We start from the raw sequence: 26,438 nt of genomic DNA, 5'->3' as shown, positions 1-26,438 counted from the left end.
TTAGCTGAGTTTAAGTTTCGTGCTGAAATTAGGAAAGAGAACTATGATTGATGAGGTGGAAAAATGTCAAAAGCATATATTATAGGGGCAGGTCCTGGAGATGAAGGACTACTGACTTTAAAAGCAGTAAAGATAATGAAGGAATGTACTGCGGTACTTTATGATAGACTTATAGGAAATAATGTATTGTCCTACTTGGATGATAGCTGTGAAGTTTACTTTTGTGGTAAGGAACCTGGCTGTCATTATAAAACCCAAGATGAGATAAATGCTATGTTAGTAGAATTAGCTAAAAAAGGTCATACTGTAGGAAGAATAAAGGGAGGAGATCCTTATGTGTTTGGAAGAGGCGGTGAGGAAGTTCTAGCTTTAGAGGCAGAAAATATTCCTTTTGAAGTTATTCCTGGAGTGACTTCAGCAGTTGCTGTTATGAGTTATGCTGGAATACCAATAACACATAGAGGGCTTTCTCAAGGCTTCCATGTGCTTACAGGTATGAGTGCAGCTACCTTAAATATTCAATGGGAGGTATTAACTAAATCACAGAATACCCTAGTATTTTTAATGGGACTAGAAAATCTAGGCGATATAGTTAAGAATCTTGTGGAAAATGGAAAACCTAAGGATACTGCTTGTGGAGTTATTATGAGGGGAACCACTGCAAAGCAAAAAAAGGTAATTGGAACTTTAGAGAATATAGAAGAACTAGTGAAAGCTAATAACTTAAAATCTCCTTCAATAATAGTTGTTGGTAAGGTTGTAACTTTAAGTGATAAGCTAAATTGGTTCGAAAGGCTGCCTCTTTTTGGTGTAAATGTGTGCGTAACCAGAACTAAAAAACAAGCTCAAACAATGAAAGAGAAACTAAGAAGTCTAGGTGCTGAAGTCACTGAAATCCCTGCGATAAAGATCGTAAATACTTCTGAAAATCTAAATCAATATAAAGATGATATAAGCTCCGTTGATTATATAATCCTAACTTCAGTTAATGGAGTGAATATATTCTTTGATTATTTAAAACATAATAATATCGATATAAGAAAAATCAAAGCAGAGTTTGCGGTTATAGGAAAAGCAACACTTAATGCATTGCAGGAAAGAGGAATAATTGCAAATATAATGGCTGATGAATTTGTAGCTGAAGGTCTTGTAAAAGAGCTGAAAAACTATGAACTTAAAGATAAAAAAGTTCTTATGCCTATATCTAAGAATTCAAGGAACCTAGTAGAAGAATTCTTAAAAGAAGAAGGAGCTATAGTTGAACGAGTACATACTTATGAGACTCAAAAGGCTGATTTTAAGAATATAGCCGCTTTTGACAATGTAAATACAATTATATTTACAAGCCCTTCTACAGTAACTAATCTAGTAGATATGGTTGGAATTGATAAGGTTAAGGAAAAGCTATGTATAGCTATAGGGCCTATAACATATAAGGCTCTGGAAGATAAATCGATAGATGCGGTATTATCAGGAGTGCATAGTGAAGATGGAGCTATAGAAAAACTTAAAGAAGTATGGAGTGAACGACATGAATAAGAGAAATAGAAGACTTAGAACAAGAAAAGAGATAAGAGATTTAGTAAGAGAAAATTCTTTATCTCCTATGGATTTTGTATACCCAATTTTTGTGGTTGAAGGAAACAATATAAAAAAAGAGATAGAATCTATGCCTGGAAATTATCATTTTTCAGTAGATAGATTAGAAGAAATAATAGAAGAGATTAAAAAGGCCAAAGTAAGAGGAATTATGGTTTTTGGAATTCCAGATGAAAAAGATTGCTGCGGGTCAGAAGCTTACGCTGAGGATGGAATAGTTCAAAAAGCAGTAAGAAGAATAAAGGAATTAGATAAAAATTTATGGGTAATTACTGATGTGTGTTTATGCGAATATACAGACCATGGTCATTGTGGAATTATAGAAAACGAATATGTTAAAAATGATGAAACTTTAGACGTTTTATCCAAGGTTGCGGTATCTCATGCAAAGGCCGGAGCAGATATGGTGGCTCCTTCTGATATGATGGATGGAAGAGTAGGGGCTATAAGAGAAGTACTAGATGAAAACAACTTTGAAAACGTAGGTATAATGGCATACAGTGCTAAGTACTGTTCTGCTTTCTATGGACCATTCAGAGAAGCTGCTAACTCAGCTCCACAATTTGGAGACAGAAAGAGTTATCAGATGGATCCTGCAAATAGTAGAGAAGCCATAAGAGAAATGGAAAATGATATAGAAGAAGGCGCAGATATCATAATGGTTAAACCTGCTTTATCATATTTAGACATAATAAAAATGGCAAGAGATAAATTTGATTACCCAGTGGCAGCTTATAGCGTAAGTGGCGAATATGCCATGATTAAGGCTGGAGCAAAGCTTGGATATATAGATGAAAAAAGAATAGCTTTAGAAAGTCTTCTATCTATAAAAAGAGCAGGTGCTGATATAATAATAACTTATTATGCGTTAGAAGCATCAGCTTGGCTTAAGGAGGAATAAAAATGAGTAATAGTGAAATATTTCAGTTATCACAAAAATATATGCCTGGTGGAGTAAATTCACCAGTAAGAGCTTTTAAGGGGTTAGAGATAGATCCTCCAGTAATAAAGATGGGAGAAGGGGCTTATATCTACGATGAAGATGATAAGAAATATATAGATTTTGTTGGTGCTTGGGGACCTATGCTCTTGGGGCACAAGGATGATGATGTTATAGCATCTATGAAAGCAGCTTTAGATAATGGTTTAGCTTTTGGAGCTCCAACCTATTTAGAGCTTGAATTAGCTAAGTTTATGTGTGAAACTCTAGATAATGTAGATATGGTAAGAATGGTTAACTCAGGTACTGAAGCTACTATGAGCGCTGTAAAGCTTGCTAGAGGATATACAGGAAGAGATAAAATAATAAAATTCTCAGGCTGTTATCATGGACATTTTGATGGGTTCTTAGTAAGTGCTGGTTCGGGAGTTCTTACTGGTGGCATACCTGGTAGTGCAGGAGTCCCAAAGGGAAGTATATCTAATACTTTAGTAGCTGAGTATAATAATATATCTTCTGTAAAAGCGATATTTAATGCCTTCGCAGAAGATATAGCTGCAGTTATCATAGAACCAGTTGCAGGAAACATGGGTGTTATAAAAGCTGAAGACGATTTTATGAGAGAACTTAGGGATTTATGTGACAGTAATGGAAGCCTTTTAATATTTGACGAAGTTATGAGTGGTTTTAGGGTAGCTTACAAAGGTGCTCAAACCTTATTTGATGTAAAACCAGACTTAGTTACTTATGCAAAAATAATGGGCGGAGGTATGCCTTGTGGTGCTTATGGTGGTAGAAGAGATATAATGGAAAAACTTTCTCCATCAGGACCAATATATCAAGCAGGTACAATGTCAGGTAATCCTATAGTGATGACTGCAGGCATAGCTACTTTAAAGAAGCTTCATAGCAATCCTATGTATTATGAAAATATAGAAAAATATGGAGTAATGCTAGAGAGAGAGATAAAGGATATTTTGGCACAAAAAGGAATAGCTAACGTTATTAATAGATGTGGTGGAATGATGACTTTATTCTTTACTGAAAATAAAGGCGTAAAAACCTATGATGATGTAAAAACCTGTGATATAGATTTATTTAATAAATATTTCACTCATATGTTAAGTGAAGGTATTTATCTTCCTCCATCACAATATGAAGCTATGTTTTTATCAGTAAAGCATGGTGAAAAAGAAATACAAAGCTTTGCTGAAGCTTTAAGAAAGCTGTAATTTTATAGATTCAAATATTATAGATTATTATATAGTTCAAGCGAGTATTCAATATATGAGGTAGGAAATGAAAAAAGGGTTGATTATATTAAGCAATGGTACAGCAGATTTAGAAGCTTTAGCTAGATATGAGAAAGTTATCGATAATATAAATACAAGTAAATACTTTGAGGTAGTTAAGGTATTTGCTTCAGATAAGATAATTGGTAAACTAAAAGCTAGACATAATATATCTATTCCGAACCTAAGAGAAGGGATAGAACAGTTTATAAAAATTGATGTGGAAGACATAACTGTAGCTACTTTGTTTTTAATAGAAGGAAAAGAGTATGAAGAGGCTGAGGGCGTGATTAAAGAGTTTAGAAAACTAAATAGTAATCACAATATTAATATAACTCGTGCAGCTCTTATACTACAGAATAAAGAAAGAAGTTATGAATTTATAGATAGAATAAATCCTATTATAAATAAAGAAGAACAAATAATTTTGGTAGCGCATGGAACAAGTCACTCGGCACAGATGAGCTATTATGAATTTCAGGAAAGCCTTAGAGACAAAGGCTATGATAACATTTATATAGGGACTATAGAAGGAGAGACTTCTTTTGAGGAAATAGTGAATCAATTGAAAACTAGAAATATCAAAAGAGTTGTACTTCAACCTTTACTTTTTGTGATAGGCTTTCATGGAAAGAAAGATTTAATTACTGATAATCCCAACTCTTGGAAAAGTAGATTGATTGGAGAAGGATTTGAGGTTTCTACATCAGACAAATCATTGTCAGAGATACAGGAAGTTATTGATTTCATTGTTAATAGCCAATATAAGAAAGAAGATTTTTAATATAAATCTAAAATTTCTTGATATCAATAAGTTGAAATTATTGAATAGCAATTTTGGTGGCAGAACTTTTTATAGCATAGTAAGTTAAACTATAGATATATGCTATAAACCCCACTATATATAAATCCTTTAGCTTAGGCTTAGATTTATATATAGTGGGGTTTTATCTAATACAAGGTTTTATAGATAACATTATTATTCATCAAATCCGCAGTTGAACTGGAATATCTCAGCAGTTCTTTTAAAACGCTCAGCTTTTTCTAGATCACCTTTTAGCTCTTCAAGCTTTGCTATCAAAAAGTAAGTTTCACCGCAATCATCTTTGATAGTAAGAGTTTTCTTTAAAACTTCCTCTGCCTTCTCAATCTCATTTTCATCAAGAAGCTTCTTTGCAAGAGTTAGATGAGCAACTAGGTTATTCTTTATAGAATCCTTTTTAAGTACTTCGTCTAATACCGCTTTAACTCTTTTACTTGTAAAAGGTTTTTGAAGATAGGCGGCAGCACCGAGTTTAGTGCATTCTACAGCGTTTTTGATTGTACCGAAGGCCGTCATAACTATCACAGTTATATTTTTATTATATTTTTTTATATACCTCAATAATTCTGTGCCACTAACCTCAGGCATTTTTATATCAGTAAAAACTATTGATATTTCTTCTTTTCTTATTATATCTATAGCTTCGTTAGCGTTTATGGCTTCAAATACATGAAAACCTTCCATATCTAAATATGTTTTGAGCATCTCTCTTATGTTTTTTGTATCATCTACTACTAAGACCTTTTTCATAATTAATCCCCCTTATTTGGCAACTCAAAAGTGAATATACTACCTAAGCCATACTGACTTTCACAATAAATACTTCCACCGTGAAGTTCTACAATCTGTTTTGAAAGTGCTAAACCAAGGCCAGTACCTTCACTTTCGCTATTAGCTCTAAAGAATTTTTCAAATATTCTAGTTTGATATTCATTAGTTATACCTATTCCATTATCTTTAACAAATATACTTATATGATCAAAGTTTTCATAGGCACCAATCAGCACAGTTCCAAAATTTCTCGTATACTTAATTGCATTAGATAAAAGATTGTTAAGTACCCAGCCTATCTTTTCTTCGTCAACATATATTTCAGGTAGGTTGTCCTGGATACCTACACGTAATTCTATATTTTTATTTTCTAGTAATGAGTAGTATTCATCTACGCTTCTATTTATAATATCTTCTACAGAACAGAAGGACATACTTAATAGTTTTTGATCTGACTCTAACTGACCGTATCGTAAGAAGTTATTTATTAAGTTTAATAGTTTTTGGCTATCTTCACTTATTGCAGAAACTATTTTATTAAAGTTTGTGTTAGATTCCATAAGCTCAGAATCTTCAAGTAAGCTTGCTCCCATCATAATAGATGTTAATGGGGTCTTTATCTCATGTGATAATGAAGATATTAAATCATGCTTTAATTTTTCTATTTTTTTAATCTCGGTTATATTTTGAAAGTATACAACTATACCATTTGTTTTATTGGCATTGTCTTTAATTAGTGATAGGTTAATCTTAAATACAGTACTATTATTTTTAAAACTCATGATTTTGCTGTCTTTTTCTAGTGAGTTATCCATTACATTTGAGATGAAATCAAATAATTCTCCGTACGTTAAAGTCTCTAATACATGACGGCCAACAGCCTGTGCCTGAGATATCTTAAAGTAATCTTCTGATTCATCATTTAGAAGTACTATCCTGTAATTAGTATCTAAAACTATAATTGGATCAGATATGCTCTTTAAAATAGCTAAAGATCTATTCTTTTCATCTAATAGTTTACCAAAAGTACTATGTTGGAATTGGCTTATTTTTTCGCTCATATTATTAAATTCTTGAGCTAAAATACCAATTTCATCATCTGATAAAATCTCTGCTCTATGTGTAAAGTCACCTTCCTTGGTTTTTATTATATCATCATGAAGAGAATATAAAGGACTAAGGAATTTATTTATATACCTTATTGAGAAAGCTAGTCCAACTAAAATCAAGAAAATGCTTAAGCCTATGGTTGTATTTATGGAGAAGCTTATGCTGTTTTTCATTGAGTCTTTTTTGTTTACAATGGCTGTGTCGTTTATATCAATTATTTTACGCAACGATTTTGTAAGTCCTTCATATAATGGTTGTATTTGTTCTGTGTATTGTGATAAGGCAGCTTCTTTACCTTTTGAATCTCTTATGGCTATTATGTTGGTCAATGAATCCAAAAAAGCAGAGTAATCAGTGTTTATCTGTTTAATAGCAGATGATTCACCTTCCTCAGTGATATTGTTTAATTCTGAAAGATAATTTTCATGGAAACTATTATTTGTATCATAAAAGTTTCGGATGAACACAGGATTTTTTGTATTTATGTAGCTAATTATGTCTTGAGATTCTTCATCTATGATTTGAATCATTTTATTTGAGGTTTGTATGCTGTCATAATTATTAGATACTAACTTATTAGTATCCTGTTTAACCTCGAATAAATTAAAAAGTGATATTCCTACAATAATGAAATTGATGAATAACAAAGCTAGAAATAAGCAAATAAACTTTAGCTTTAAACTGTTTTTCATAATGTCCCCTTTGAGTAAGTTTTATATAGTATATTATCGTACTTAAATAGTAAATTTATATAACATTAAAATTATACATTAAATAAGGTTCAAGCGCTATGCTTGAACCTCATTATAATTAATCTATTTTATAGAATGTTCGTATTCAGAAACCATTCTTTTAACCATTTCTCCACCGACACTTCCACACTGTCTTGAAGAAAGATTACCGTTGTACTCCTTGAAAGGAACTCCTAATTCATTAGCAACTTCATTTTTAAATTTTGATAGAGCAGCTTTTGCTTCTGGAACTAATTTTTGTGTCATAGTAAAATCCTCCTTTAAGATTTTTATTTGCTAAAGCTTCTTTTGCTTTGCAGTATTATTGTGTGTACAAATGTTTTTTATAAACTATGAAAATAAGTCTAATTAAGGAAATGAAAATAGAAAAAAGTAAATTAAGGAATAAAGGTTATTCTTTAATAAACTCTCACCATAATAATATTGACTTCAATAAGTGAAATTATTTATTGAAATTTTTACAATTTTATTTTATCTTTATATGATTTAAAACCGTAGCTAGATTCTGCTGATTTTATAGCATTAATGATAGCTTTTTCCATAACCCTTGCTGAAAGTAGACCTACAACATTGATATCTGAAGATACCTTACCTGTTGCCATTGTAAAGATTGTATCTCCATCAACCATTGTATGTGCTGGTCTCATTGTTCTTCCAAAACCGTTATGAGCCATAGATGCTACTTTATTAGCTTCAGCCTTTGTAAGTATCGCATTAGTAGCAATGATTCCTATAGTTGTATTTCCATTGAATACATTATTCTTTTTAAAATATTGAGAGATCATAACTTCTTCAGTATTAACAAAGTTTTCAAAACTTTCGTCTAAAGCACCAGCAATAATTTCATTAGTTGAAGGATCGATTACGTCTCCGAGACAATTAACTGCAACTATTGCACCTATTTGTAAACCACCAATTTGAACAGCGTAGGTTCCAAGTCCACCTTTCATGGAAAACTTAGGACCTAAAATTTTTCCAACAGTAGCGCCGGTACCAGCTCCAATATTGCCTTTTAAATCTTCTTTTAGCGATTCTGAATTTATACAAGCATCAAAGCCCATCTTTTTATCAGGTCTAATTTTTCCGTTTCCGCATACTAAATCAAATAAGACAGCTTGACAAACAATAGGTACTTTGGTTACAGACACATCAAAGCCAATATCATTATTTTCTAAGTATTCCATTACTCCGGTAGCCGCATCTAAACCAAAGGCACTTCCACCTGAAAGCACAACTGCATGAATTTTTTCTACCATCTCTGTAGGGTTTAATAGATCAGTCTCTCTAGTACCTGGAGCTCCACCCCTTACTTCAACTCCACCAGAAGCACCTTCTTCACATATAACAACGGTGCAGCCAGTTCCAGCCTCAAGATTTTCACTGTGGCCAACTCTAATGCCTTCTATGTCGCAAAACTTTATCTCGTTCATTTCTTTTACTCCTCTCTAATAAGATTGTTTTTAAATATGATTTTACAATAGTATTGAAATTAAAAATAATATATAAATAACTTAGTTCATTGATTTGGGTATGATGATTAACCAATTAATTTCAATAGCTAATTATATTTATACCAAAAAAAGCCGCTGAAGCGACCTTCTTCAGTGAGCTTTTTTACGCATCTGCCTTTCCGAGTGAATATGAGGAAAATATGGCAGGCGAATAAGATTTACTTTTTTACAGTATAGCCATAGAATACTTAGAAAACCATTGAAATATCTAAAGTTGACTACATTATAAATTATATGATTTTATATACAGTAAAAAAGTGTGCTGCTATTTTAATAGCTGCACACTCATAATATTACTTTCTAAGTTTAAGTATTGCTAATACAACTGGAACTGTTATTATTGTCGAAACTAAGGCTTCTGGAATACCATTTGTCATTCCGATTGCAACTATAGTCTTTCCAGCTGCTGAAGAACTTATATTTATAGCTTTCGCAAATCTATCAACATAGACAATGTAGATTAAGCTTAAAACTAAAACAGTATTGGTAAGAGTACCAAGAACAGCTGCAGTTCCTACTGACAATACATCGCTTTTTTCGCTTAGTCTAAACTTTACAAATAAGAAAGTAAGCAATACGAAAACAGCAGCGCCTATACCATAGCTAACTGTTATAGGTAGTAATACCTTAAGTGCTAAAGCTACTACAACAGATAAAAATGCTATTACAACGGTACCTGAAACTGTAGGATTCTTTTTAACTGCCTTTGTTATTCCAACATATGAGTAGTAACTTACAACACCAATTAGGATTCTAGGAAGTAGAGCTACTATTGGATTCCAGAATACAAAGCTTGTCACTGTTGGAGCAGTAAATGCTTGATACATACTAAATAATCCAAAACATAGTCCTATTAGACCACCAACAATTGGCCCTTCTACTATAGCACCTATTATAACTGGTATATGCATAATTGTTGCATTAACTGGCGGTATTTTTATAAATCCTAAACCGCTTAGTCCTAAGAAGATTGATATGGCAGCTAACATTGCAGTTACCACCATTTGTCTAGTACTGAATTTTGATTTGTTTAAACCTCTTTCCATGTTTTGCCTCCCCGTTCTTATTCCTTTAATATAGTAGGATATAATTCGGCTTTTAACTAAAAAACCAATTAGTTCGGTTTCGTGAGAATACCGACAAGTGTATTTTAGCATGTATTAATTTTTTATCAAGACATTTAAACAAAAAAATATTTTTCATAAATTCATTGTAAAACTGTAGTTGTTGGTATTACTATATTAAATGTGAGTATAAATAATATTCTGAATTTTACTGGAGAAAGAAAATACTTCAACCAAGATAGTATAATACTAGAAAATTTTAAAGTTTAATCATAATTGTACATATTGTAAAGTAACAGCTTTTATAGGGTTCCTAGCTCAACTATTTGTTTATACATATCCTAAAATGCTCATATGCCGGGATTTTCGAACAAGTATAAATTAAGTTTCGATACAGGAAGTCTTTATAAAGGAAGAAATCAAATATTTTGGGGTATATATTTATACAAGGTCAATAGCTGAATCTTTATATAAAAATAGGGTAATAATAATTAAAGAGAAAAGGAGGTGTTATACTTGTCTAATTTAGAAATATTTAATGATATAGAACTACATTTGTTATCTGATGATAGACCATCAGAATACTTGAACAAGCTTAAAAAAGATGGGGTTTTACATAAAAGGCCATTTGATATAATAGGTGGGTTAGAAAATATTGAGCAAGAAAAGAAGTTTCATCCAGAAGGAAACGTATGGAACCATACAATGATGGTAGTAGATCAAGCCGCATCGAGGAGAGAAATCAGTGAAGATAAAAGAAGTTTTATGTGGGCAGCACTACTTCACGATGTTGGAAAAATAAAAACAACTGTAAAAAGAAATGGAAGATGGACAGCTTATAATCATGATTCAGTGGGAGCTGAAATGGTTAGGCGTTTCTTAAGAGATTTTTCTGAAGATGAAGTTTTTAATGACTCGGTAATTGGTCTTGTAAGATGGCATATGCAAAACCTTTATGTAAATAAGAGACTTCCTTTTGCTGAGATATCAAGTATGGTGGAAGCATGCTCAGTGCATGAAATCACGCTTTTATCCTTATGCGACAGATTAGCTAGGGGTGAGATGAAACCTAACGAAATATATGAAATAACTGAAAAACTCGAAAAGTTTGTAGATGCCATATCTTCTACAACAGGAGAAAACTACGATAAAATTAAAGAAGAAATACTAGTTAAAGAGATTCAGCATGCTTAATCACAATAACATAATAGCAAAAAAGTGGTTTATTCTAGATTAATAGGATAAACCACTTTTTTGATGTAAAGAAAAATATATGATATATTGCAATTTGTTACCATATAATTTACAATATAGACATATAGTAGTTACGCAATAAAATCTTTGATAAATGAGTGCTATACAATATTCAATAGTATGCATACCTTACAACTGCAGGCTCTTATCTATTTTTAACTCAAAATATAATCCTATACTTTATTCTAAATAATTAACCTACTTAGCTAAAAAGAGTTTCTTTAAAATCATATAAATAAATCAAGTGAAGCTTATAATAAATAAAATTAGGCGCTGTTAAAGCACCGTGTTGTAATAGTTAACAGAAATATTGCTTAGTTTTATTAGATAGGATTGGATTATCTATTCCTCTGAACTGATAAATATAACTAGAGTATATTTATCTTTAAATTAAGTTAAAAAAAACTGTTCTTTCAATGATTTTTTATAGTGCGTAAATGCTATGTTATAAAAAATATAAAAGAAAGGTTTGATAGTTTTATGGTTAAAACAAATAGTACAGGAGATAAGAAAAGACTAGGATTTTTCTCTGTAGTGCTCATATTAACTTTAACTCTTACACAATTGGGCTTTCATGCTGAAAGTGTTAACGCAGCAACAAGAAATGTAGCTACAGGTAAAAGCATTACAGCTAGCGACACTATGTCTGCATCAGCTTCGCTTATAACAGATGGGGATGTAAACAGCGATAATTTTGTTGGGGTAACACAGAATCTCCAATGGGTACAAATCGATTTGGGACAAGCGTATAATATTAACAAAATAAATCTCTGGCATTATTTCGCTGATGGAAGGTCATACCATGATGTTATTGCAAGGGTATCTAATGATCCAAACTTCAGTAGTGGTGTGACAACAGTATTTAATAATGATAACAATAATAGCGCTGGTCTTGGTACAGGAAATGATGCTGAATATGCAGAAACTTCTGCAGGAAAGGCAATAAGTTTCTCAACTATAAGTGCAAGATACGTAAGGTTATATTCAAATGGAAGTAGTGCTAATGTATATAACCATTATGTAGAGGTACAGGTTTGGACTACTGATGAACCAGATCAAGCTGTATTTTATCAAGATATCAATTATGGTGGAACTTCTGTGTCACTACCTATAGGTAATTACACTCTTACACAACTGAAAGCTGCTGGAATACCTGATAATTGGATGTCTTCATTAAAAGTTCCGACTGGATGGACTGTTGAAGCTTATGCAGATGATAACTTTTTAGGAACAAAGTGGACATTCACAACAAGTTCTTCTTGGGTTGGTACAGATGCCAATGACAAGATGTCTTCGGTAAAGATATATCAAGGAACACCAACACCACTTCCAACCTCAAATATTCTGTTCGATGACTTTAATTATACTGGTTCAAGTGATGGAACCTTAATAAATCATGGGTGGACTCTTAGAAATGAGATATCTGGTCCAGGTCCAAGTGGCTGTAAGTTCTCTCCAAGCAACATATCATTTCTAAATGACCCTCAAAATTCTACTAATAAGTTAATGAGACTTACTGCAACTACAAATGGTACCGGTGAAGGTACAAGTCAAGCTGAAATATATACTACAAACTGGAAGTATAATAAAGGAACTTATGCAGCAAGAGTTAGGTTCACAGATACACCTACTTCAGGAACTGATGGAGCTGGAATAAATGAAACCTTCTTCACAATATCTCCTTTAGAAGGATATAGAGATCCAAATTACAGTGAATTGGATTTTGAATATTTAGCAAATGGAGGATGGGGTGAAGGTCAAGGAATATGGACTACTTCTTGGCATACCTACACTGCAGATCCTTGGTATAAGGATGGAAGTTCTAAGTATGGAGCTGGTTCATATGCGGGTTGGCATAGTTTGGTTATTAATGTAGCTAGTGATGGAACTACCACATATTTTATTGATGGAAAGCAGTTTACTCAAGATACTCCATATTTTGGACCAAGAAAGCTTATGAATATTGATTTTAATTTATGGTTTATAACTGGGGAAGGAGAAAATCCGCTTATAGCAAGTACTTATGTGGAAGATGTAGACTGGGTTTATCATGCTAAAGATACTGTGCTTTCACCTTCACAGGTTGATTCAGCGGTGCAAAGTATGAGAGCTAGTGGGATTACATTCACAGACTCCGTTAAATAGAATCATAGAATTTTGATGGAAATAATTATAAAAAAGGCTGAAGTCTAAACTTCAGCCTTTTTGCTTTATATGAAATTAGAAAACTTTATTGCGAGGTAAAACTAGAGGTTTGAATTACCTTTTCTTCTACTTCAAATTATAATTAAGATAAAATTAAGATAATTTTAATTTACTTTTTATTAAATCATAGTAAGATGTATATATAAAGATGTGTGTTTTTATAATTTATTAAAAAGACTGGCAAGGTAGACTATCTAAGAGGAGGAGTTTATGAACAAACTAATAAGCTCATGGAAGAAGAACAAAGGAATAATTCTTCTTATACTTTCTATTTTAGTTTTAATTTTATTGTTTATTATATTTAAAAGAGACATACACAACATGATTGAAATACTAAAGAATAATGAGAAGTTTAAAAGATATTTACTTTCCTTTGGACCGCTAGCTCCAATAGTTTATACCCTTCTTCAATTTCTCCAAGTAGTGATATTCTTTATCCCAGGAGAAGTATTTCAAACTGCTGGGGGATACGTGTTTGGAACAATAGAAGCTACAATATTATCGATAGTAGGAATAAACTTAGGATCAATTATATTATTTAATCTTACTAAAAAGTATGGAACTAGATTTGTAGAGAAGGTAGTGCCAGATGTAGCAATAAAGCCTTTTGAAAGTCTTATGAACTCTGATAGATTAAATCTTGTGGTTTTTTTAATATATATATTGCCAGGAATACCAAAAGACAGCTCTATATTTTTATGTGGTCTATCGAGGATTACGTTAATAGACTTTTTGATATATTCAACCTTAGGAAGATTGCCAATGCTAATTCTTTCAAGTTATTACGGAGCGAATATAGCAATTGGAAATAAGATTGTGTTTTATACTGGAACAACTATATTTATAATGTTGATTGTAATTGGGTTAGTATTTAAAGATAAATTATTTAAGAGGTTAGAAAAAGTAGGTTAGTTTAAAAGGCAAATACAAATGGACTTAAGTGATCAGAATAGTTCAGTGGTATATTTTTAGATATATCACTGATTTTTTTTAATATAAGTTGTTTGAAAATTAGACTATGCTAAAGCATCTAGTTAAAATTAAGTGGTTAGCCATCAAGTACCATAATGATATTAGGTAAAGAAGTAATATAAAATCAATTTATTGTTGAAAAAAATTAAATAATCCTGTAAAATATTATATTTGATGATTGTAAATAAAAAATATTTGTAATTTGACATATTTGGTAAATTGTATAATGTAAGATTTATGCATAATACTTATATTTAGATAAAATTATGAAGACTTTTGAAACTTTATAATTTCTGTAGTTAAAAATACAGCTATGAAAATTACGATACTGAGAGGGTGATAAAATGGAGGTGTATTTTGACAATAGTGCAACCACCAGACCTACTGAAGAAGTTATTGAAGCAGTGAGCAATGGAATGAGGGAATTCTACGGTAATCCTTCGTCATTACATAAAATGGGTATAAAATGTGACAGAGAACTTTTAAGCTGCAGAGAGAAGTTAGCAAGTTTAATCAGCTGTACAAAAGAAGAAATATATTTTACTTCTGGTGGCAGTGAAAGTAACAACATGATAATAAAAGGTATAACTAAGCCAGGAAATCACATTATAATATCAAATTTTGAACATCCAAGTGTTTTGAGTACTTGTAAGGAACTAGAGGAGCACGGAGTAAAGGTTACATATTTAGATGTTAACAGTGTAGGTCAAATTGATATAGAGCAGTTAGAAGAGAGTATATGCAAGGATACTGTTTTAGTATCTATAATGCATGTAAATAATGAAATTGGAGCAATACAAGATCTTGAAAGAATAGGTAATCTTATTAAAGAAAGAAGTCAAAGAGCTAAGTTTCACGTTGATGCAGTGCAGAGTTTCGGAAAGATTAAAATAGATGTGAAAAAGTGTAAGATTGATATGCTTTCAGTAAGCGCACATAAGATTCATGGACCTAAAGGAATTGGATTTTGTTATATAAGAAAGGGTCTTTCTGTTTTACCTCTTATAAGTGGTGGTGGACAAGAAAAAGGATTTAGATCTGGAACAGAAAATCTACCATCAGCTTTAGGCATGGTAAAGGCTGCTGAAGAAATTTCAAGTAATCTAGAAAGTAATTTTAATAAGGTTACAGAATTAAAGAGATATTTTATAGATAAATTACAAAATATAAAGGATATAAAAATAAATAGTCCTTTAGATGATAAAATTTCACCATATGTTTTAAATGTTTCGTTTATAGGAGTAAGGGCAGAAGTTCTTCTACACCTGCTTGAAGAGAAAGATATATATGTTTCAACTGGTTCAGCTTGCTCCTCAAGACACATAAATACCAAAGGAAGCCATGTATTAAATGCAATAGGCTTAACTGAAAAAGAGATAACTGGAGCAATCAGGTTTAGCTTCTCAAGCTTTAATACGATTGAAGAAGTTGATTACGTAATAGAAGTTCTAAGAAATTCACTAACTTTTTTAAGGAGAGTAAAAATATGAAAAAATTAATTCTTGTAAAATATGCCCCTGAGATATTTCTTAAGGGTTTAAACAGAGGTAAGTTTGAAAGAAGACTTAAAGAGAATATAAAGAAAAAATTGGTTGGATTAGATTTTGAAATAGTTGAAGATCAAGGCAGATGGTTCATAAAGTGTGAAGATCTTGAAGAAGCATGTAAAAGATCGAAAAGTGTATTTGGAGTTATGGAAATATGTGTAGTAACTCAAGTTGAGAGAGATATTGATGCAATAAAAGCATTAGCTCTTGAAAAAGTTAAGGAAAGTGGAGCAGATACTTTTAAAGTAGAAACAAACAGAGCAGATAAGAAATTCCCATTTAACTCTATGGAAACTTCTAGAGGTGTAGGCGGATACGTACTTAGCAAACATGAGACTGTTTCGGTTGATATACATAAACCTCAATGCACTTTAAAGATTGAAATAAGAGAAAAGAACGCATATGTTTATACTAACAAAGATAAGATAAAGGGTGCTGGTGGACTACCATATGGAATGAATGGAAGCACAATGCTTATGCTTTCAGGAGGTATTGACTCTCCTGTAGCTGGATACCTTATGGCTAGAAGAGGCGTAGAGCTTAGTTGTGTATACTATCATTCACATCCATATACTTCAGAAAGAGCAAAGGATAAAGTTAAAGACCTTGCAAAGATATTAGCTCAATATACTGAAAAAGTTAGATTGTATGTAGTTCCTTTTACTGATATACAAATGGCTATAATGGAGAAATGCAGAGAAGATGAGCTTACGATCATAATGAGAAGATTTATGATGAGAGTTGCTTGTAAACTTGCAGAAATCAAAGGAGTACAATCAGTTTCAAGTGGAGAAAGTATAGGTCAAGTTGCATCACAAACTATGGAAGGTTTAATGGTTAGTAATGATGTTGCGGATAGACCAGTATTTAGACCGCTAGTTGCAATGGATAAGGAAGATATAATAGAAATAGCAAACAAAATAGGTACTTTTGAAACTTCAATATTACCATATGAAGATTGCTGTACAATATTTGTTCCAAAACATCCTAAGACAAAACCAAGAGTAGATGTCACAAGAAAGTCAGAAAGCGTTCTAGCAATAGATGAACTTGTTGATAAAGCTATAGAAAATATTGAAACTTACACTTTCTAAATGAAATAGGAGATAGAGATATAGTTTGATTATATCTTTATCTCTTTTTGCTTTAAGTATATATACTATGAATACTTTTACATTAATTATAAAATGACCTTTTTAAAAGATTTATAATGTGTTAAAATAGTTGTGAAACCGTATGCACAAATTTTAAATTTAAATAGAGGTGATATATAGATGGAAAGAAAGTGGTGGAAAGAAGGAGTTGTTTATCAACTTTACCCAAGAAGCTTTAAGGATTCTAATGGGGATGGAATAGGTGATTTAAGAGGTGTTATAGAAAAATTAGATTATCTTAAAGAATTAGGTATTAATATAATGTGGCTTAATCCTGTATATAAGTCTCCAAATGATGATATGGGATATGATATCAGTGATTATAGAGATATAATGGACGAGTTTGGAACAATGGAGGACTTTAAAGAATTACTTAAAGGACTTCATGAGAGAGACATAAAACTTGTAATGGATCTTGTTGTAAATCACTCTTCAGACGAGCATAAATGGTTTGCTGAAAGTAGAAGTTCTAAGGACTCTAAATATAGAGATTATTATATATGGAGAAAAGGTAAGAATGGACAGCCTCCTAATAACTGGGGTTCATGCTTTAGCGGAAGTGCTTGGCAATATGATGAAACAACAGAAGAGTATTATCTTCATTTATTCTCGAAGAAACAACCAGATTTAAACTGGGAAAATTCAGAGGTCAGAAAAGAAGTTTATGATATGATGAAGTATTGGTTTGAGATGGGAGTGGACGGATTTAGAATGGATGTAATCAACTTTATCTCTAAGGTACCAGAACTTCCAGATGGACCTAAGGGTGAGGATGATTTATATGGAAATTTTGCTCCATATTCTATGAACGGACCAAGAATTCATGAATTTATGCAAGAAATGTATAAAGAAGTACTAAGTAAATATGACGTGATGACTGTAGGGGAATGCCCAGGGGTTTCACCTGAGCTTGCAAAGGATTATGTTGGTAAGGATAGAAATGAGCTTAATATGATATTTCAGTTTGAGCTTATGGATATAGGAAAAGGTAGGACTAAGTGGGAAGAAAAGCCGTGGACTCTTGGTGAATTTAAAGCAATAATGAGTAAATGGCAGGAAGAATTAAGTGATGATGGATGGAACTCACTATACTTAAATAACCATGATCAGCCTAGAATGGTATCAAGATTTGGAAATGATAAAGAGTATAGAGTGGAATCAGCAAAGATGCTTGCTACAATGCTTCATACAATGCACGGAACTCCTTATATATATCAAGGTGAAGAAATCGGAATGACCAATGTCAAATATACATCTGTTAATGAATACAAGGATTTAGAAATTTTAAATGCTTATAAGGAACTGGTTGAAGGCGGTCTTATGAAAGAGGAAGACTTTATGGCTGGTGTTTATAGAATGGGGAGGGATAATGCAAGAACTCCTATACAGTGGGATAATAGCTTAAATGGTGGATTTTCTAATGGAACTCCATGGCTTAAAGTAAATCCTAACTATACAGAAATAAATGTTGAAGAAGCTTTAAAAGATAATAATTCGATTTTTTATTATTACAAGAGATTAATTCAACTAAGAAAAGAAAATGATGTCATAGTATATGGAACTTTCAAAGAATATTATAAGGAAAGTGAAACCATATACTGTTATACAAGGCAATTAGAAGATAAAAAGATTTTAGTAGTACTTAACTTTTTTGAAGAGGAAGTAGAGTTACTAGTTCCAGAAGAATTAAGAAATTTATCAAGAGATGTTTTGATTACAAATTATGATAATGTACCACAAGAGGATCATTTTAAACTTAGACCTTATGAGGCTATAGTATATAAATTGTATAATTAAATAACATGCTTTTTTACTGTATAGCAATAGGTAATGAAGTCAAAGTCTTTACAAAGTAAAATGAAAAAGAACTTATATTTTTCGTAGGAAGTTATAAATTTTAAACTAGCTAAACCTAGATATTTAAATGGCTTATTGAGCTTTTTTATGGCTATACAGTAAAAAACAAATATTGTTCGCCTGTAGGATTTTTATCCTATGCACTGGGAAAGACAGATGGGCAAAAAGCTATCATAATTGTAAATTTATAATGTCATGTATTCTTAAACTTTTACGTTAATAGATTAAAATTTAGGAGGGATTATCTTGGAAAGAAAGTGGTGGAAAGAAGGCGTAGCATATCAGATTTATGTAAGAAGTTTTAAAGATTCCAACGGAGATGGTATAGGTGATTTAAGAGGCATAATTGAAAAGTTAGATTATATTAAATCTCTAGGAGTTGATATGATATACTTAAATCCAATTAACAAATCCCCAAATGAAGATAATGGATATGATATCAGTGATTTTGAAGACATAATGGTTGAGTTTGGTGATTTAAATGACTTTGCTGAACTTCTAAAAGGCATACATCAAAGAAATATGAGACTTATAATGGATATGGTAATAAATCATAGTTCTGATGAACATCCTTGGTTTATAGAAGCCAAGAAATCAAAAGAGAATAAATATAGAGATTACTATATTTGGAGTAAGGGAAAAGGTAATAACCCTCCTAACAATTGGGGTTCATTTTTTGGAGGAAGCGCGTGGGAATTAGATGAAAACACTGGTGAATACTATCTTCATATATTTTCTAAGAAGCAACCGGATTTAAATTGGACAAACAAAGAACTAAGAATGGATATGAAGAATATGCTAAAGTATTGGGCTGGAAAAGGGGTAGATGGTTTTAGAATGGATGCTATAAACCATTTGGCAAAGGATATGAATTTCCCAGATGGAGAAGTTAAAGAAGGCGCACTTTATGGTGACTTCATACCTTATGTGCAGAATCTTCCTGAAGTTCATGATTATCTTAAAGAGTTAAAAAGAGATGTATTTACTGACAGTCATGTGGTTATAGGAGAAACTGGTGGGATCAACTACGAGAATGCTCATGTGTATACTGGAGTTAATAATAAGGAGTTAGATTTTACCTTTCATTTTGATTTACATAGTGTAGGTAAAGGCGAAAATCCATGGGAGAGAGTGGATATAGATCTTATAAAAGATTTAAAAGAGAAAATGACAGGGTGGGCTACTAGAGATGAACAAGAAGGTTGGTGTCCTGTGTTCTACTCAAATCATGATACTACAAGAACTGTATCAAGATTGGGAGATGATAAAAAATATCATAAATTGTCTGCGAAGATGTTAGCTACCTTGCAATTAACCCATAAGGGAACGCCATTTATATATTATGGTGATGAAATTGGCATGACTAATGCAGATGATTTTAAACTAGAGGATTATAGAGATACATCTATATTTACTCGTTATTGTGAGTGCGTTTTATCAGGTATGGTAAGCCATGAAAATTATATTAAAGGATTAAATCTTACTTCAAGAGATAACTCAAGAACTCCAATGCAATGGAGTGATAGAGAGAATGCAGGATTTACTAATGCAACTCCTTGGATTAATGCTAACTCCAATTATCAAGAAATCAACGTTGAACAGCAAGAAAAAGAGTATGATTCCATACTGAATTTTTATAAAAAGCTTATTGCTTTAAGAAATAAAGAATTGACATTAGTTTATGGAGATTTTAAAGAAGTTGATAAAGAAAACACTTCAATTTATGCTTATTTAAGAATATTGGGAAATAAAAAAGTTCTAGTTATATGTAATTTCTTTGGCAAAGATGCGCAGCTTAAGCTTTCAGAAGATATTCTGTTAAGTGATTTTAAGCTTGAAGTTTGCAACTATGAAGATAATGAAGATAATTCACTAATAGAAAACGAAAGAATAATAAATCTAAGACCATATGAATCAAAAGTTTATATATCTGAGATATAAGTGAGAGTCGATCAATATTTATAAGTAAGAAGTAAAGCTTTAGCGTAATAAATTCAAGTTGGATTAAGCTTTAAAGCATGTGAATATTGATAAAACTCTTAAGATACATCTTGAATAAAAATAAATAATATTAGGGAGAAATGTTATGAGAAAAAAGTTAAGTAGTTTCATAATGCTTATTTTAATAGTCTCTTTATTTTTGGGATGTTCAAGGCAAGCGGTTGCGCAAAAAGATCAAGAGAATTATGATGGAAGAGCTTTCTATGAGATTTTTGTAAGATCTTTTAATGATAGTAATGGCGACGGTATTGGTGATCTTAAAGGAGTAACGGAAAAATTGGACTACCTTAAAGATTTAGGTATCAATGGAATATGGTTGATGCCGATAAATGATTCACCCTCATACCATGGTTATGATGTAACTGACTACTACAAAATAAATCCTCAATATGGAACAATGGAAGATCTAAAGAACCTTTTAGCAGAAGCTCATAAAAGAGATATAAAGATATTAATGGACATGGTTATTAATCACACATCAACTGAAAATAAGTGGTTTAAGGAAGCAAAAGCTGATAAGAATAGTAAGTATAGAGATTATTATATATGGAGTACTGATGTCAATGTAGAAAATGAAATATCAAAGATGGGAACAAAACCATGGACGAAAAATACTACACTTAATGACTATTACTATTCTATATTCTGGGAAGGTATGCCTGACTTAAATTATGACAACAAAGAAGTAAGGCAAGAGATGAAAAATATAGCTAAGTACTATGAAGACCTAGGAGTAGACGGTTTTAGGTTAGATGCAGCAAAATGGATATATGATGACCAAGATAAAAATATACAATGGTGGAAAGAATATAATGAATATTGTAAGAGTGTAAATAAAAACTTTGTATTAACCGGAGAAGTTTGGGACAATCTTTTTGCTATGGCACCGTATCAAGAGGGGTTAGATAGTATATTCGACTTTCCTCTTGCAGATTCAATAACTAAAGGAGTTAGTGGTCAAAGTATAGAAGATTTACCTACTGAGATTAAGGATAATTATGATACTCTAAAAGAAAAAAATAAGAACTTTGTTCCAGCACCTTTTTTAAGTAATCATGATCAAAATAGAGTTATGGATAACCTTGGAGATACTGAGAAGATGAAAATGGCAGCAGCTATTTATCTTACATTGCCTGGAACACCTTATATATATTATGGAGAAGAAGTTGGAATGACTGGATCAAAACCAGATGAAAATATAAGGGAACCATTTATTTGGGATAATAAAGATGCGAGTAAAAATACAAAATGGATGGAAAGTACAAATGATGTTGATAAGGTAGCTCTTAATGTACAAAAAGCTGATAAAGATTCTATATATAATTTTTATAAAGAACTTTTAGAATTAAGAAATAATTATAAAGCACTTAGACTTGGGGAAGTTGATAAGGTTGAAACAAATGACAGTGGAATATTAAATATGAAGAGAACCTATGAAAAAGATAGTATATCTGTAATCGTAAATAGTACTTCTGCTGACTGCAAGATTCCTTTAGAAAAAGGAAAATACGAAGTTTTACTTGATAATAAAGATAATAAAAAAATCAAGAGTGACGGGAACATAAATATAAAAGCAGGCGAAATTCTAATATTGAAAAAATAATCAAAGTCGAAATCTTTAAAGTTAAAAGCATAAATTCAATAATAAAGTTAAACATCTATAGAGTCTATAAATAATAAAAAATTCGCTGAAGCGGTCTTCTTCAGTGAATTTTTTTTGCCAATCTGCCTTTTCTGAACGTATGTGAAGAAATTCTGGCAGGTAATAAATTTTTCTTTTTTTATTCTTTGACTTATATTATGGTTTAAGTCTTTTCGTATAATTATCCATAGATATAAGTGAGGTATAAATTCCTAAAGAATAAATAAAGGTGGACATTAATGTTCACCCTTTAATCTTCTTTATTAAAAATAACGAACTTATTTATTATAAAGCCTAAAATTCCTGTAAGCATAGCAGCTAAGAAAGCTGATATGTTGGCCCAAAAAAATCTGTGAATATGAAAAATATTGTGTCTTGTAAGGTTAGCTATTATTACAGCATCTAAGAATGACAATATTCCTAGAAGGCTTACATAACCAAAATAAGAAGATGATTTAGATTCACTTTTGAATGTAAACTTCTTGTTTAATAAATAACCACTAGTTGAATATATGCAAAATGAAATTAGCTTAAATAAAAAGTTTATTCTGCCAACTGTTAGTCCGGTAACTGTCCATAATATATTTAAAACGATAAGATCAATTATTACATTACTTGAACCAACCAATGAATAAGTTATAAATTGTATTATAGCTTTTAATTTAGAATTTTCTTCCATAATGCACGCTCCTAGTATGGGGTCCATCTACAATAAATTAATTTATACTTAGTCTGAAATCGTGTACTTAATAATTTGCAGATATGTAGAAATTAATAATTAAAGTTGGAACAGTATATTTATTACCTCTATAAATATAACTGTTTTTTAGTTTTAATTCAACTAATATATATTGTCGAAAATATGTTTTTTTTGTTGAAAATATTTCTGAGTGGTGATATTATAGCACTTGTACAAAAAATATATAAAAATAATTTTATCCATATATTTCTGATAATAAGGTTCAGATGTTTCTACGAGAAATCCGTAAAATTTCTCACTATGGGTAAATCAAAAGGTACATGCCGTTATTTGATTTACTCGAATAACGGCATTTTTTCGCTTCGGCGACTTTTTATTTTGAAGGGAGAAAACTTAATATGAACAATTTATTAGAGAAGCTGTTTAAATTAAAAGAGAATGACACAGATGTCAAAACAGAACTTCTTGGAGGATTAACATCTTTTATTACTGTTGCTTATGCGCTTTTAGTTATTCCCAATATATTAAAAATGAGCGGAATGAACTTAGCAGGTTTAAAAGGTGATGCAGCTGCTAAACTTCTTATTTCAAATGATCCAATTGTAGCGTCAGCTTTTGCGTCTACATGTTTAGCTGCAGCAGTAGGGACACTTATAATGGCATTTCGTGCTAACCTGCCATTTATATTAGCACCTGGTCTTGGCCTTGTATCCTTCTTTTCTTTTAATGTTTGCTTAAATTTAGGGTATACATGGCAGCAAGGTCTTGCAGCTGTATTTATATCAGGATTAGTGTTTATTCTTATTACTGTAACTTCTATAAGAGAGAAGATAGTAATGGCACTTCCTGAAAACATAAAACTTGCAATAACAGCAGGAATAGGATTATTTATATCATTAATAGGGCTTAAGAGTGGTGGAGTTATTGTAGCTAATCCAGCAACTTTAATGGCGTTTGGTGATTTTACAAATAAAGCTACTATATTAACTATTATAGGAGTTTTAATAATCGCTGTACTTATGGCTAGAAAAGTTAAAGGAGCAATATTAATAGGAATTGTGGCTACAACTTTACTAGGAATACCTATGGGGGTTACAACTATTGATACCAGTACAAGAATTTTCTCAATGCCTACAATTGGAGCTACATTCTTTGCATTGGATTTTAAAGGTCTGCTAACTCATAATGGATCTGGTGTAGTTGGAGCCTTCTTAAGTATAGCTATGGTAGTTATAACATTAAGTTTAGTTGATTTATTCGATTCAATAGGTACTTTGGTGGGGACTGCTGGTAGAGCAGGTATGGTAGATAAAGAAGGAAATGTGAAAAATCTTAGAAAAGCTCTTGAAAGTGATGCAATTGCAACAACTATTGGAAGTCTACTAGGAACTACAACAATTGCAACAGTTGTTGAATCTGCATCTGGTATATCTGAAGGTGCTAGAACAGGACTTGCCAATATTGTCCCAGGTGTACTTTTCGTAGTTTCAATGTTCTTCAGTGGAGTAGTTGGAATAATACCATCAAGTGCAACTTCGCCTGCGCTTATAATAGTTGGAGTATTGATGCTTAGCGCAGTAAAAGACATTGATTTTAGTGATTTTACAGAAGCTGTTCCGGTATTCTTTACAATTGCAATGATGCCATTTACATACAGCATAGCAAATGGAATAGCAGTAGGATTAATATTCTATCCATTGATGAAAGTTTTAAACGGAAGACATAAAGAAGTTCATCCAATTCTATATGTATTCGCAGTTTTATTTATAGTAAGATTTGTTCTATTACCAGGCTAAAACAAAAATTTCAATTCATATGGAAAGAGTTAAAAAGCTTTTTATTCTTTAGTAAAGTATACTTTAAATAAATATATGGATAATTATAAGCAAAAACTCACTGAAAAGATTCAGTGAGTTTTTTGCCAGTTAGTTATTTTTAGACTACAGTTCTAAAAGCTTTGCAGTAACATATTCCAATGAATCTAATTCTTCTGAGAGTTTTACTATTTGTTCTTTTTCAGCACTTAGTAATTCAAGAAGTATTAATCCAGTAGTAGAGCAATCATCTGTAGATGCTTCATGTAGACCTAACCTAACCTTGATTATGCACCCATATTTAGTTAATATTTCTTGCACTGTTGGAGCTATCTTAGTACGAGGAGATAGCTTAATTGCCATTATTGTATACATAAAAAAACCTCCTGAGATTTATATTTAACTTAGGAAATAAGAAAATGAATTTTTGTTGTTTATATAATTTTATAATATTAATATAATTAAATATATCAAGACTAAGTTTTAAGGAGAGAGTATGAAAAAAAAGAAAAACATATTAATAGTATTAACAATAATTTTAGTTCTAATACTTACTTCAGCTGTGATTTATTTAAACACTTACTATAAGGCTGATGAAAGTATAGAGGTTATGGCAAGCAAACAACCTACTATTACGATAACAGATAAAGAGAAATATATAGAATTGCTACCAAGGGAAAAAAGTGATGTTGGATTTATATTTTATCCAGGTGGAAAGGTTGATGAAAAAGCTTATATAAAATTTATGCAAAAGATTGCAGACAAAGGTTTCAATGTGTATATCGCAAAAATGCCGTTTAAATTAGCTGTTTTTAACAGTAATGCAGCAAACAAGATAATTGAAGATAACAAAGATATAAATATTTGGGCTATTGGTGGACATTCTTTAGGGGGAGTAATGGCAGAAAGTTTTGCTTACAGTAACCAAGGCAGAATAAAAGCACTGGCATTTTACGGATCATATCCATTAAGTGATAAAAGCTTGAAAGAAAGTCATATTGAAGTCATAAGTGTTTGGGGATCGGAAGACAAAGTGGCTGACTTGGATAAGATTAAGGCTTCAAAGGATGCTCTTCCTGATACTACTGTATTCAAGGAGATAGATGGCGGTAATCATGGTGGATTCGGAAGTTATGGACATCAAAAAGGAGATGGAGAAGCTATAATAGATAGCAATCAGCAGCAAGCTATAGCAGCTGAAGCTACTGTTAATATGTTAAAAAAAATTAAATAAAGGGGCTGTTAAAGCACCGTGTTGAAATTGATTGGTTAATCATCCGACGCTCTTTAGATGAACAACTCTATAATTGAATTTATATTTTTAGGAGTAGAGTTGTTCATCCTTAATGAGCTTACGCAAAGAATTAATATGATTTTGTAATATTCCATGGCTAAAACTGTAAACTCACTGCGTTCGAACAGTACAGTTT

At 31.6% G+C, this 26,438-nt stretch carries 21 protein-coding genes and 1 riboswitch; of the genes, 14 read left to right on the top strand and 7 right to left on the bottom strand.

All coding sequences use genetic code 11. The features are described 5' to 3' along the window. Positions 1-63 precede the first annotated feature (63 nt). The 4 genes from cobA (at position 64) to OCU55_RS12345 (ending at position 4,615) form a co-directional block, all read left to right on the top strand. On the top strand, positions 64-1,539 hold the full coding sequence (gene cobA / locus OCU55_RS12360) for a uroporphyrinogen-III C-methyltransferase (RefSeq protein WP_261852616.1): 1,476 nt from the start codon (positions 64-66) through the stop codon (positions 1,537-1,539). Continuing rightward, complete coding sequence (gene hemB, locus OCU55_RS12355; protein WP_261852615.1) at positions 1,532-2,500, top strand: porphobilinogen synthase; 969 nt, start codon at positions 1,532-1,534, stop codon at positions 2,498-2,500. The genes cobA and hemB overlap by 8 nt, the downstream gene beginning before the upstream one ends. Positions 2,501-2,502: 2 nt before the next feature. Further along, the gene (gene hemL, locus OCU55_RS12350; RefSeq protein WP_261852614.1) at positions 2,503-3,771 is read left to right on the top strand and encodes a glutamate-1-semialdehyde 2,1-aminomutase; all 1,269 of its coding nucleotides are present in this window, start codon (positions 2,503-2,505) and stop codon (positions 3,769-3,771) included. A 67-nt stretch (positions 3,772-3,838) separates the two neighbouring features. After that, the gene (locus tag OCU55_RS12345; protein ID WP_261852613.1) at positions 3,839-4,615 is read left to right on the top strand and encodes a sirohydrochlorin cobaltochelatase; all 777 of its coding nucleotides are present in this window, start codon (positions 3,839-3,841) and stop codon (positions 4,613-4,615) included. A gap of 195 nt (positions 4,616-4,810) precedes the next feature. On the opposite strand, the gene OCU55_RS12340 is transcribed toward OCU55_RS12345, so the two are convergent. The 5 genes from OCU55_RS12340 to OCU55_RS12320 form a co-directional block, all read right to left on the bottom strand. After that, positions 4,811-5,404, bottom strand: coding sequence for a response regulator (locus tag OCU55_RS12340; RefSeq protein ID WP_261852612.1), 594 nt, complete (start codon positions 5,402-5,404; stop codon positions 4,811-4,813). Positions 5,405-5,406: 2 nt separating this feature from the next. Beyond that, positions 5,407-7,227 (bottom strand): ATP-binding protein, encoded by a 1,821-nt coding sequence (locus tag OCU55_RS12335; RefSeq protein WP_261852611.1) that lies wholly within the window; start codon positions 7,225-7,227, stop codon positions 5,407-5,409. Between the two features lie 123 nt (positions 7,228-7,350). Further along, positions 7,351-7,533, bottom strand: coding sequence for an alpha/beta-type small acid-soluble spore protein (locus OCU55_RS12330; protein WP_261852610.1), 183 nt, complete (start codon positions 7,531-7,533; stop codon positions 7,351-7,353). 212 nt (positions 7,534-7,745) lie between these two features. Then, positions 7,746-8,717: a P1 family peptidase gene (locus tag OCU55_RS12325; protein ID WP_261852609.1), complete on the bottom strand. Its 972-nt coding sequence runs from the start codon at positions 8,715-8,717 to the stop codon at positions 7,746-7,748. Between the two features lie 374 nt (positions 8,718-9,091). Beyond that, positions 9,092-9,844, bottom strand: a complete 753-nt coding sequence (locus tag OCU55_RS12320; protein ID WP_261852608.1) for an ECF transporter S component — start codon at positions 9,842-9,844, stop codon at positions 9,092-9,094. A gap of 534 nt (positions 9,845-10,378) precedes the next feature. Between OCU55_RS12320 and OCU55_RS12315 the strand changes: the two genes are divergently transcribed. The 8 genes from OCU55_RS12315 (at position 10,379) to OCU55_RS12280 (ending at position 22,455) form a co-directional block, all read left to right on the top strand. Then, positions 10,379-11,056 (top strand): HDIG domain-containing metalloprotein, encoded by a 678-nt coding sequence (locus OCU55_RS12315; protein ID WP_261852607.1) that lies wholly within the window; start codon positions 10,379-10,381, stop codon positions 11,054-11,056. A gap of 540 nt (positions 11,057-11,596) precedes the next feature. Continuing rightward, complete coding sequence (locus OCU55_RS12310) at positions 11,597-13,261, top strand: discoidin domain-containing protein (protein ID WP_261852606.1); 1,665 nt, start codon at positions 11,597-11,599, stop codon at positions 13,259-13,261. Positions 13,262-13,531: 270 nt separating this feature from the next. Then, positions 13,532-14,233: a TVP38/TMEM64 family protein gene (locus tag OCU55_RS12305; RefSeq protein WP_261852605.1), complete on the top strand. Its 702-nt coding sequence runs from the start codon at positions 13,532-13,534 to the stop codon at positions 14,231-14,233. A gap of 404 nt (positions 14,234-14,637) precedes the next feature. Continuing rightward, positions 14,638-15,783 (top strand): cysteine desulfurase family protein, encoded by a 1,146-nt coding sequence (locus OCU55_RS12300; RefSeq protein WP_261852604.1) that lies wholly within the window; start codon positions 14,638-14,640, stop codon positions 15,781-15,783. Continuing rightward, the gene (gene thiI, locus OCU55_RS12295; protein WP_261852603.1) at positions 15,780-16,934 is read left to right on the top strand and encodes a tRNA uracil 4-sulfurtransferase ThiI; all 1,155 of its coding nucleotides are present in this window, start codon (positions 15,780-15,782) and stop codon (positions 16,932-16,934) included. The genes OCU55_RS12300 and thiI overlap by 4 nt, the downstream gene beginning before the upstream one ends. Before the next feature lie 180 nt (positions 16,935-17,114). Then, entirely contained in the window at positions 17,115-18,791 is a 1,677-nt protein-coding gene (locus OCU55_RS12290; protein ID WP_261852602.1) for a glycoside hydrolase family 13 protein, read from the top strand. A 306-nt stretch (positions 18,792-19,097) separates the two neighbouring features. After that, positions 19,098-20,792 carry a glycoside hydrolase family 13 protein gene (locus tag OCU55_RS12285; RefSeq protein ID WP_261852601.1) on the top strand — a complete coding sequence of 565 codons (1,695 nt, stop codon included), beginning with the start codon at positions 19,098-19,100 and terminating at the stop codon, positions 20,790-20,792. 145 nt (positions 20,793-20,937) lie between these two features. Continuing rightward, positions 20,938-22,455, top strand: a complete 1,518-nt coding sequence (locus OCU55_RS12280; RefSeq protein WP_261852600.1) for an alpha-amylase family glycosyl hydrolase — start codon at positions 20,938-20,940, stop codon at positions 22,453-22,455. Between the two features lie 289 nt (positions 22,456-22,744). Here the strand turns inward: OCU55_RS12280 and OCU55_RS12275 are convergent, their stop codons facing one another. Then, positions 22,745-23,173 (bottom strand): GtrA family protein, encoded by a 429-nt coding sequence (locus OCU55_RS12275; RefSeq protein ID WP_261852599.1) that lies wholly within the window; start codon positions 23,171-23,173, stop codon positions 22,745-22,747. 240 nt (positions 23,174-23,413) lie between these two features. Further along, positions 23,414-23,515: riboswitch (purine riboswitch) on the top strand. A 77-nt stretch (positions 23,516-23,592) separates the two neighbouring features. Between OCU55_RS12275 and OCU55_RS12270 the strand changes: the two genes are divergently transcribed. Beyond that, the gene (locus tag OCU55_RS12270) at positions 23,593-24,990 is read left to right on the top strand and encodes an NCS2 family permease (RefSeq protein WP_261852598.1); all 1,398 of its coding nucleotides are present in this window, start codon (positions 23,593-23,595) and stop codon (positions 24,988-24,990) included. A 144-nt stretch (positions 24,991-25,134) separates the two neighbouring features. Here the strand turns inward: OCU55_RS12270 and OCU55_RS12265 are convergent, their stop codons facing one another. After that, entirely contained in the window at positions 25,135-25,383 is a 249-nt protein-coding gene (locus tag OCU55_RS12265; RefSeq protein ID WP_261852597.1) for a CPF_0552 family protein, read from the bottom strand. 121 nt (positions 25,384-25,504) lie between these two features. On the opposite strand from OCU55_RS12265, the gene OCU55_RS12260 reads away from it, so the two are divergent. After that, positions 25,505-26,242 carry an alpha/beta hydrolase gene (locus tag OCU55_RS12260; RefSeq protein WP_261852596.1) on the top strand — a complete coding sequence of 246 codons (738 nt, stop codon included), beginning with the start codon at positions 25,505-25,507 and terminating at the stop codon, positions 26,240-26,242. The last annotated feature ends 196 nt before the right edge of the window (positions 26,243-26,438 follow it).

The sequence above is a fragment of the Clostridium folliculivorans genome (genome assembly GCF_024341905.1).
Classification (GTDB): Bacteria; Bacillota; Clostridia; order Clostridiales; family Clostridiaceae; genus Clostridium_AR; species Clostridium_AR folliculivorans.
Note: the sequence above shows the minus strand (reverse complement) of the source record. Positions and strands in the feature narration are given on the sequence as shown.

Excerpts from the sequence above, each read along its gene's own strand:
- OCU55_RS12305 (WP_261852605.1), top strand. The coding sequence starts at position 13,532 with ATGAACAAACTAATAAGCTCATGGAAGAAGAACAAAGGAATAATTCTT.
- OCU55_RS12275 (WP_261852599.1), bottom strand. The coding sequence starts at position 23,173 with ATGGAAGAAAATTCTAAATTAAAAGCTATAATACAATTTATAACTTAT.
- OCU55_RS12330 (WP_261852610.1), bottom strand. The coding sequence starts at position 7,533 with ATGACACAAAAATTAGTTCCAGAAGCAAAAGCTGCTCTATCAAAATTT.
- OCU55_RS12310 (WP_261852606.1), top strand. The coding sequence starts at position 11,597 with ATGGTTAAAACAAATAGTACAGGAGATAAGAAAAGACTAGGATTTTTC.
- OCU55_RS12325 (WP_261852609.1), bottom strand. The coding sequence starts at position 8,717 with ATGAACGAGATAAAGTTTTGCGACATAGAAGGCATTAGAGTTGGCCAC.
- OCU55_RS12280 (WP_261852600.1), top strand. The coding sequence starts at position 20,938 with ATGAGAAAAAAGTTAAGTAGTTTCATAATGCTTATTTTAATAGTCTCT.
- OCU55_RS12290 (WP_261852602.1), top strand. The coding sequence starts at position 17,115 with ATGGAAAGAAAGTGGTGGAAAGAAGGAGTTGTTTATCAACTTTACCCA.
- OCU55_RS12320 (WP_261852608.1), bottom strand. The coding sequence starts at position 9,844 with ATGGAAAGAGGTTTAAACAAATCAAAATTCAGTACTAGACAAATGGTG.
- OCU55_RS12270 (WP_261852598.1), top strand. The coding sequence starts at position 23,593 with ATGAACAATTTATTAGAGAAGCTGTTTAAATTAAAAGAGAATGACACA.
- hemL (WP_261852614.1), top strand. The coding sequence starts at position 2,503 with ATGAGTAATAGTGAAATATTTCAGTTATCACAAAAATATATGCCTGGT.
- OCU55_RS12335 (WP_261852611.1), bottom strand. The coding sequence starts at position 7,227 with ATGAAAAACAGTTTAAAGCTAAAGTTTATTTGCTTATTTCTAGCTTTG.
- OCU55_RS12340 (WP_261852612.1), bottom strand. The coding sequence starts at position 5,404 with ATGAAAAAGGTCTTAGTAGTAGATGATACAAAAAACATAAGAGAGATG.
- cobA (WP_261852616.1), top strand. The coding sequence starts at position 64 with ATGTCAAAAGCATATATTATAGGGGCAGGTCCTGGAGATGAAGGACTA.
- hemB (WP_261852615.1), top strand. The coding sequence starts at position 1,532 with ATGAATAAGAGAAATAGAAGACTTAGAACAAGAAAAGAGATAAGAGAT.
- OCU55_RS12260 (WP_261852596.1), top strand. The coding sequence starts at position 25,505 with ATGAAAAAAAAGAAAAACATATTAATAGTATTAACAATAATTTTAGTT.
- thiI (WP_261852603.1), top strand. The coding sequence starts at position 15,780 with ATGAAAAAATTAATTCTTGTAAAATATGCCCCTGAGATATTTCTTAAG.
- OCU55_RS12300 (WP_261852604.1), top strand. The coding sequence starts at position 14,638 with ATGGAGGTGTATTTTGACAATAGTGCAACCACCAGACCTACTGAAGAA.
- OCU55_RS12265 (WP_261852597.1), bottom strand. The coding sequence starts at position 25,383 with ATGTATACAATAATGGCAATTAAGCTATCTCCTCGTACTAAGATAGCT.
- OCU55_RS12345 (WP_261852613.1), top strand. The coding sequence starts at position 3,839 with ATGAAAAAAGGGTTGATTATATTAAGCAATGGTACAGCAGATTTAGAA.